At 71.4% G+C, this 7,458-nt stretch carries 5 protein-coding genes and 2 pseudogenes; 5 read left to right on the forward strand and 2 right to left on the reverse strand.

Annotation, left to right across the window (positions count from 1 at the left end; genetic code table 11):
* Window positions 1–1,754 (reverse strand): phosphatidylglycerol lysyltransferase domain-containing protein (locus tag HET64_RS34050; protein WP_215111115.1); only part of this gene is annotated, 1,754 nt, incomplete at its 3' end.
* A 161-nt stretch (window positions 1,755–1,915) separates the two neighbouring features.
* Here HET64_RS34050 and HET64_RS34055 point away from each other — a divergent pair.
* Window positions 1,916–2,793 (forward strand): annotated as a pseudogene (locus HET64_RS34055) (alpha/beta hydrolase-fold protein).
* Window positions 2,794–2,816: 23 nt separating this feature from the next.
* Here the strand turns inward: HET64_RS34055 and HET64_RS34060 are convergent.
* Window positions 2,817–4,022, reverse strand: coding sequence for an ABC transporter ATP-binding protein (locus HET64_RS34060; protein ID WP_215111116.1), 1,206 nt, complete (start codon window positions 4,020–4,022; stop codon window positions 2,817–2,819).
* A 184-nt stretch (window positions 4,023–4,206) separates the two neighbouring features.
* Between HET64_RS34060 and HET64_RS34065 the strand changes: the two genes are divergently transcribed.
* The 4 genes and pseudogenes from HET64_RS34065 to HET64_RS34080 form a co-directional block, all read left to right on the forward strand.
* On the forward strand, window positions 4,207–4,977 hold the full coding sequence (locus HET64_RS34065; RefSeq protein WP_215111117.1) for an ABC transporter permease: 771 nt from the start codon (window positions 4,207–4,209) through the stop codon (window positions 4,975–4,977).
* A 3-nt stretch (window positions 4,978–4,980) separates the two neighbouring features.
* Complete coding sequence (locus HET64_RS34070) at window positions 4,981–5,655, forward strand: ABC transporter permease (protein WP_056700383.1); 675 nt, start codon at window positions 4,981–4,983, stop codon at window positions 5,653–5,655.
* 63 nt (window positions 5,656–5,718) lie between these two features.
* On the forward strand, window positions 5,719–6,687 hold the full coding sequence (locus tag HET64_RS34075) for an ABC transporter substrate-binding protein (protein ID WP_215111118.1): 969 nt from the start codon (window positions 5,719–5,721) through the stop codon (window positions 6,685–6,687).
* A gap of 100 nt (window positions 6,688–6,787) precedes the next feature.
* A pseudogene (locus HET64_RS34080) lies at window positions 6,788–7,458 on the forward strand (hypothetical protein); the annotation flags it as partial.

Genomic DNA, 7,458 nt, shown 5'->3' on the forward strand with positions numbered 1-7,458 from the left:
GGGCGGGGCAGCGAGAGGTTCACGAAGCCCTCCGCCCGCATGGCGGCGATCCCGATGCGGGGCAGGTCGCGGCTGGTGCGGAAGACCACGAAGCGGGGCTCCCAGCGGGGCTTGAACTTGGCGTTGAACTTGTACAGCGACTCGATCTGGAACCAGCGGGAGAGGAAGATCAGCAGCCCCCGCCAGCAGCGCAGCACCGGTCCCGCGCCGAGCCGCTCGCCGCGGGCCAGCGCGGAACGGAACATCGCGAAGTTCAGCGAGACCCGGGCGACGCCGAGCTTCTCGGCGGCCTGGAGGGAGGCGACGATCAGGAGCTCGTTCATGCCGGGGTCGGCCGAGCGGTCGCGGCGCATCAGCTCCAGGGACATCCCGTCGAGCCCCCAGGGGACGAAGTGGAGGACCGCCTTCAGGTCGCCGTGAGGGGAGCCCTCCGTACCGGAGCCGGTCAGGTGGGCGGTGGCGATGACGCAGTCGCCGTCGGCCGGGTCGCCGATCCGGCCCAGCGCCATGGAGAAGCCGCGTTCGGTGTCGGTGCCGCGCCAGTCGGCGGCGGCGCGCCGGATCCGGTCCAACTCGGTGTCGCCGATGTCACGTGCCCGCCGGACCCGGGTCTCGTAGCCATTCCGTTCGATGCGCTTGACCATCTGGCGCACGTTCCGCATGGCCCGTCCGGCGAGGGAGAAATCCGCCACGTCCACCACCGCCTCGTCGCCCAGTTCCAGGGCGGTGAGGCCGGTCTCGCGGGTCCACACCTGGCCGCCGGTCTCGCTGCAGCCCATCACGGCGGGGGTCCACGCGTGCGCCTGCGCCTCGTCCATGAAGCGTTCGATCGCGCCCGGCCAGGCCTCCACGTCGCCGATGGGGTCGCCGCCGGCCAGCATCACCCCGGAGACGACCCGGTAGCAGACGGCGGCCTTGCCGCTGGGGGAGAAGACGACGCCCTTGTCGCGGCGGAGCGCGAAGTGGCCGAGCGAGTCCCGGCCGCCGTGCCGCTCCAGGAGGGCCCGCAGCCGGATCTCGTCGTCCTCGGTGAGGCGGGCGGCCGGGTGTTCGGGGCGGAAGGCGAGGTAGATGGTGGTGACGGCGGTGAGCAGGCCGAGCGCGCCCAGCGAGTAGGCCACGGTCCAGCTGGTGCGCCCGGCGTAGCCGACGGGCCCCTCGACGCCGAACAGGCCGTACAGCACGTGCTGGAGGCGGTCGGCGATGGACGGGTCGCCGACGACCCGGCCGGGGTGGACGCTGACGATGACCAGCCCGAGTCCCAGCGAACCGGCCCCGAGCAGCACGAAGTTGGCGAGCGCGCGCCAGCGGCTGCGGGGGTCGGGCAGTGCCCGGAACTGGTCCCGGTGGCGCACCAGCAGCCAGCAGAGCGCCAGCGGGACGAGCACCCCGACGATCGAGTGGCGGTACGCGAACTGGGCCACGGCCCCCGCGGGCAGCAGGATCACCGCCGCGCGCCAGGCCCGCCGCTTGTGCCGCTTCAGCCCGTGCGCGAGCAGGAGCAGCAGCATGCCCGCGCTGAGCGAGAGCGCGGCGGCGAACGGGCCGAGCGCCCCGGGGAGCACCTCGGCGAGCGTGTGCATCCTGCTGTGCCGGAAGCGGGGGAAGACCCCGGCGGCGACGTCGATCAGCCCGACGACGGTGCAGGCGGTACCGACGAGCGCCGGTACGGATTCGGGGCGCGGCCCGCGGAGCAACCGGCGTACGCGCTGCGGAACCGACACCGAATTATCCCCATCTAGCGTGACAGACATCGCTTCCCGTGGCTTCGCGAGAGATTCCCTTGAGTCCGCCGGCTGGAGCCCCACGGACGATGTGCGCCCTCTAGGACGTGGGTCGGGGAGCGCGGGTTCACCCACATTCCGGAAATTTCCCGTATCCGGGCCGCGTAAGGAATCACGGAGAAAGCACGCTCATGGGTCTCACCAGCTCCGCAGTTCTGGCGGTCGTGGCGGCGGTCGCCGTCGCGCTGTTCGCCGCCACGGTCGGGCTCTGGCCGCGGCTGGCCCGGCCCGGGGCCGCCGCGGTGTCGGGCCGGGTCGGGCTGTTGCCGGCGACCCAGTTGACGCTGTTCGCGGCGGTGGGGCCGGCCGCCAACAACGCCTTCCTCTTCTACGGTTCCTGGGCCGACCTCTTCGGCCGGCAGCAGGAACTCGGTGTGGTCACCGACCACGCGGGGAACGGGTCCGGTGCGCGGCACATGACGCGGATCGGCACCCAGCACCCGGACGTGCCGGGCGGGATGCTGCGGCCGACCGTCGCGCCGCCCCGGGACACCGAGTGCGTGGACGTCCCCGGGGGCCCGCGGACCGAGACGTTCTTCGCGAAGGACCTCCCGGAGGCGATCTCGGGGACCTACCGGGTCGGGTCGAAGGCCCGCAACTGGGGCATCATCGGCAACTCGACCGGCGGCTACTGCGCGCTGAAGATCGGGCTGCACCACCCGGAGCGGTACGCGGCCAGCGCCGGGCTCTCTGCGTACCACAAGGCGGCCGAGGACCCGACGACGGGCGACCTGTTCCACGGGAACGAGGACGTGCGCGACCGCGCCGACCTGATGTGGACCCTGGAGAACCGGCCGCCGTCCGGCGGTTCTTTCCTGGTGACGACGTGACGACGTCCCTGGAGGGCGAGGACAACCTCGGGAGCACGATGGAGTTCATCGAGAAGGTGAAGGCGCCCGCGAAGGTGTCCTCCATCGTGCTCGACAGCGGCGGGCACAACTTCACGACCTGGCGGCGGGAGATCCCGCCGGCCCTGGAGTGGCTGAGCGCCCGGCTCAGCGAGAACTGAGGCGGGCGGCCGCCGCCCCCGGGTCAGCCGGCCCGCGTGATCGTCGCGACCGTCTCCACGGCGACCTCGGCGCGCGGTACGTCCTGGGCGTCCGCGTCGATGGAGCGGCGCAGGGCCTCGTGCAGGCGGGCGGGGGTCAGCACGCCGAGGAAGCGGCCCTCGCTCTCCTTGTCGATGACGGCGATCCAGCCCGCGTCGTGCTGGAGCATGGTGGCGAAGGCCTGCTTGAGGGGTGCCCCGAGCGGGAGCCAGGCCTCCATCCGGCGGGCGTGTTCGCGGACGGTGCCCTGGGTGGTGGCCGGTGCGCCGCCGGTCGCCGGGCCGGCCGTGGCGTCGGCGGGAAGCCAGCCGTGGAGGTTGTTCCGGTCGTCCAGGACGACCGCCCAGCGCGCGCCCTGGGACCTCAGCCGTTCGGTGGCCGTGGCCAGCGGGTCGTCGAGGTGGACGACCGGAGGCTGGTCGAGGTCGCTCTCCTCGATGGGCGTCACCGAGAGCCGCTTGAGCCCGCGGTCCGCGCCGACGAATTCGGCCACGTACGGGGTCGCGGGGGCTCCGAGCACGGTGGCGGGGGAGTCGAACTGCTCGATGCGGCCCTGGCCGTAGACGGCGATCCGGTCGCCCAGGCGGACGGCCTCCTCGATGTCGTGCGTGACGAACAGCACGGTCTTGCGCACCTGGGCCTGGAGTTTCAGGAATTCGTTCTGGAGGCGTTCGCGGACGACCGGATCGACCGCCCCGAAAGGCTCGTCCATCAGGAGAACAGGCGGATCGGCGGCCAATGCGCGGGCCACGCCCACGCGTTGGCGCTGGCCGCCGGAAAGCTGTTCCGGATAGCGGTCGCCATAGACGGAAGGGTCGAGTCCGACGAGGTCGAGGAGTTCGGCGGCGCGTTCGCGTCCCTTTCCGCGCTTCCAGCCCAGCAGATGGGGAACGGTCGCGGTGTTCTCCAGCACTGTCTTGTGCGGGAAGAGCCCCACCTGCTGGATCACGTAGCCGATTCGGCGGCGCAGCTGGACGGGGTCGATGGTGGATATGTCGTCCCCGTCGAGGAATATCCCGCCCTCGGTCGGTTCGATCAGCCGGTTCACCATCTTCATGGTGGTCGTCTTGCCGCAACCGGAAGGTCCGACGAGCGTGACCAGTTCACCCTCGGCGACCTCGAAGGAAAGGTCGTCGACGGCGGTGGTGCCGTCCGCGTAACGCTTGGTGACGTGCTCGAAACGGATCATGGTTCCCCATTGTGGAGGGCGTTCTGTGAAGGGCATGTTGCCGGAATGCGACAGCCTCCGCGATTGTCAGTGGTCGAGGATAGGCTCGCCAGTCATCAGTTCGATCCGGGGCGATCCGGGAGAGGACCCTGAGTGATCCGGGCGTGATTCCGGGCGACGAGCGAAAGCAGGAGGTGGGGGGCGGATGGCCGAGCAGAACTGCCTGGTGACGAACGACTGGATCTGCGGGGAGTATCTGCGCTCCCGCAGCCAGGAGTTGACCGACGCGACCGTGCAGCACATCGGGATCACGGTGGTCTCGGTGCTGATCGGGCTCGCGGTCGCCTTTCCGCTGGCGCTGCTCGCCCGCCGGGGCCGGCGTTTCGCCGGGCCCGTGCTCGGGCTGACGACCGTGCTCTACACCGTGCCCTCGCTGGCGATGTTCTCGCTGCTGCTGCCCCTGTTCGGGCTGTCGGCCGCGCTCGTCGTCACGGGCCTGGTGCTCTATTCGCTGACCATCCTCGTACGCAACATCCTGGCCGGGCTCGAAGCGGTGCCCGAGGAGGCCCGGGACGCCGCCCGCGGCATGGGATACGGGCCGGGGCGGCTGCTGTGGGAGGTGGAGCTCCCGCTGGCGCTGCCCGCGGTGATGGCGGGGCTGCGGATAGCCACCGTGTCGACGGTCGCGCTGACCACGGTCGGCTCGCTCGTCGGCAAGGGCGGCCTCGGCAACCTCATCGAGGACGCGCTGCCCAGCTTCTTCAAGGCCCAGGTGCTCGCCGCCTCGGTCCTGTGCGTGCTGCTCGCGGTGGCGGCGGACCTGCTGCTGCTCGGCCTCCAGCGGCTGCTGACGCCCTGGACCCGGATATCCGGGACGCCCCGGACGGCCGGGACGACCGGGGGCAGGCGCACCGACCCGGACGGACCGGGCGGACCGGCGGGCCTCCCCGCCCCGGCGAAGGTGGAGGCGGGCTGACCCGTGGGAGTCATCGGCGATGCCTGGACCTGGCTGACGACCGGGGCCAACTGGTCGGGCGACGGCGGGGCCGCGCACCGGCTCGGCGAGCATCTGTACGTGAGCGGGGTCGCCCTCGCGGTGGCCTGCGCGATCGCCCTGCCGCTCGCCCTGTATCTGGGGCACATCGGCAGGGGCGGTGCGCTCGCGGTGAACATCTCCAACGTGGGGCGGGCCGTCCCGGTCTTCGCGGTGCTCGCCCTGTTCATGGTCACGCCCCTGCGCAACTCGGGTTACTGGCCCACGATCATCGCGCTGGTGCTGTTCGCGGTGCCGCCGCTGCTGACCAACGCCTATGTCGGGATGCGGGAGGTGGACCGGGCCGTGGTGGAGGCCGCGCGCGGCATGGGGATGTCGGGCGGGCAGCTCTTCGTCCGGGTCGAGCTGCCGCTCGCCTACCCGATGATCATGACCGGGCTGCGGTCGGCCGCCGTGCAGGTCGTGGCCACCGCGTCGATCGCCGCGATGGTGGGCCTCGGCGGTCTCGGCCGGATCATCACCGCCGGGTTCAACACCTACGACACCGCGCAGGTCTTCGCGGGCGCCGTCCTGGTCGCCGGACTCGCCCTGCTGGTGGAAGGGGTGCTCGTGGGCCTGGACCGGCTGCTGTCACCGCTGCGCCGCCGCCGGACCGCGTGACGGGCCGGGCGGCCCCCCAACTTCACTGTGGTCACCTTTTTTCGGTTCGGACGGAGAACAGACATGAGCAGAACCTCGCGGATAGCCGGAGCGGTCATCGGCATGGTGGCGCTGGCAGGGTCGCTGGCGGCCTGCGGCGGCGACAGCCTGGAGAAGGAGAAGGGCTCCAGCTCCTCGGGCGGCGACAGCGAGAAGGGCTCCCTCGTCGTCGGCTCGGCCTCGTTCACCGAGTCCAAGGTGCTCGCCGAGCTGTACGCGCAGATCCTCGGCGACGCCGGGTACGGCACCTCGGTCACCACGGTGAAGAACCGCGAGCTGTACGAGCCCTCGCTGGAGAAGGGTGAGATCGACGTCGTCCCCGAATACGCCGCGACGATCACCGAATTCCTCAACGCCAAGGTGAACGGGGCGGAGAAGGCCCAGAGCACCCCCCTCGCCTCCGGCGACGCCGACGCCACGGTGGCCGCGCTGGAGAAGCTCGCGGGCCCGCTGGGCCTCAAGGTGCTCCCGGCCGGGAAGGCCGTCGACCAGAACGCTTTCGCGGTCTCGAAGGAATTCGCCGAGAAGAACAAGCTCACGAGCCTTTCCGATCTTGGAAAGTCGAAGCTCAAGGTGAAGATCGCGGCGGGCGACGAGTGCGAGGTGCGGCCCTTCTGCGCACCCGGTCTGAAGAAGACGTACGGCATCGACGTCACCGGTATCGACCCCAAGGGCGTCGGCACCCCGCAGTCCAAGCAGGCCGTCCGCGACGGCAAGGTCGAGCTGGTCCTGACGACCACCACGGACGCGGTGCTGGACGGGCTGGTCTTCCTGGAGGACGACAAGAAGCTGCAGAACGCCGACAACGTCCTGCCGGTCCTCAATGCCAAGGACGCGGGCGCCCCGGAGATCGCCGACGCGCTCGGAAAGCTCACCGACACGCTCACCACGGAGGATCTCGCGGAGCTGAACCGCAAGGTCGACGCCGAGCGCGCGAAGCCGGCCGACGTGGCCAAGGAGTATCTGGAGTCGAAGGGTCTGATCAAGAAGTAGGGCTCGGGCCGAGGACATTTCGGGGGCCGCGAGGTAACCGGCGGGGAACAGATTGCCGAGCGGCCCCCAAGTGGCGCGTACACACGGTAAATTTCAGGCCATGCCACGTGGACGCCACCGCCATTCGCCGCCCCTTCACAGAATCCTGCCGCCCTCCGTGGTGGCGGGAGTGTCGGTCGTCGGTGCCGCCGGCGCCTGGTTCCTCGCCGAACCCCTCTCTCTGCGCGGCCTGGTGGCCGCCGTGGCCGCCGCCGCCCTGACCGGCGCGTATCTGATGCGCAGCTGGGACCGGGCCGCGGGGCTGCAGGTCGCCGAGCTGTCGCGGGCACGCACCCGTGACGAGTGGCGGGCCGAGGAGCGGATAGCCGAGCTGGAGCAGGATCTGGAGGAGTCGCGCGAGCTGCGTACCCGTCTGGAGACCAAGCTCCGCCGCAAGCGCGTCGAGCTCGCGGGGCTGCGCGGGGAGCACGCCGGACTGCTGCGCCGCTACGCCAACGCCGAGACCGAGCGGGCCAGCGCGCTGGAGGGCCGCAGGCAGCTCGCCATCGAGGCCGCCGCGCCCAAGGAGCTGCTGCCCGCGCGGTCCACACCGACCCCCGAGTCGTACCGGCGCGCGGACGAGGCCCTGATGAACCTCACGCGCAACGCGGCGCTCCAGGAGACCCGCCGGACGGTGGAGGCGGTCCGCCGGCGACAGGCGGCCGTCGACGACCGGCACCAGGACACGGAGGGGGAGGGCCCGCGGGGGAAGCACGCGGCGGCCCCCGGGGC

It is taken from the genome of Streptomyces sp. McG3, from assembly GCF_018619185.1.
Lineage (GTDB): Bacteria > Actinomycetota > Actinomycetes > Streptomycetales > Streptomycetaceae > Streptomyces.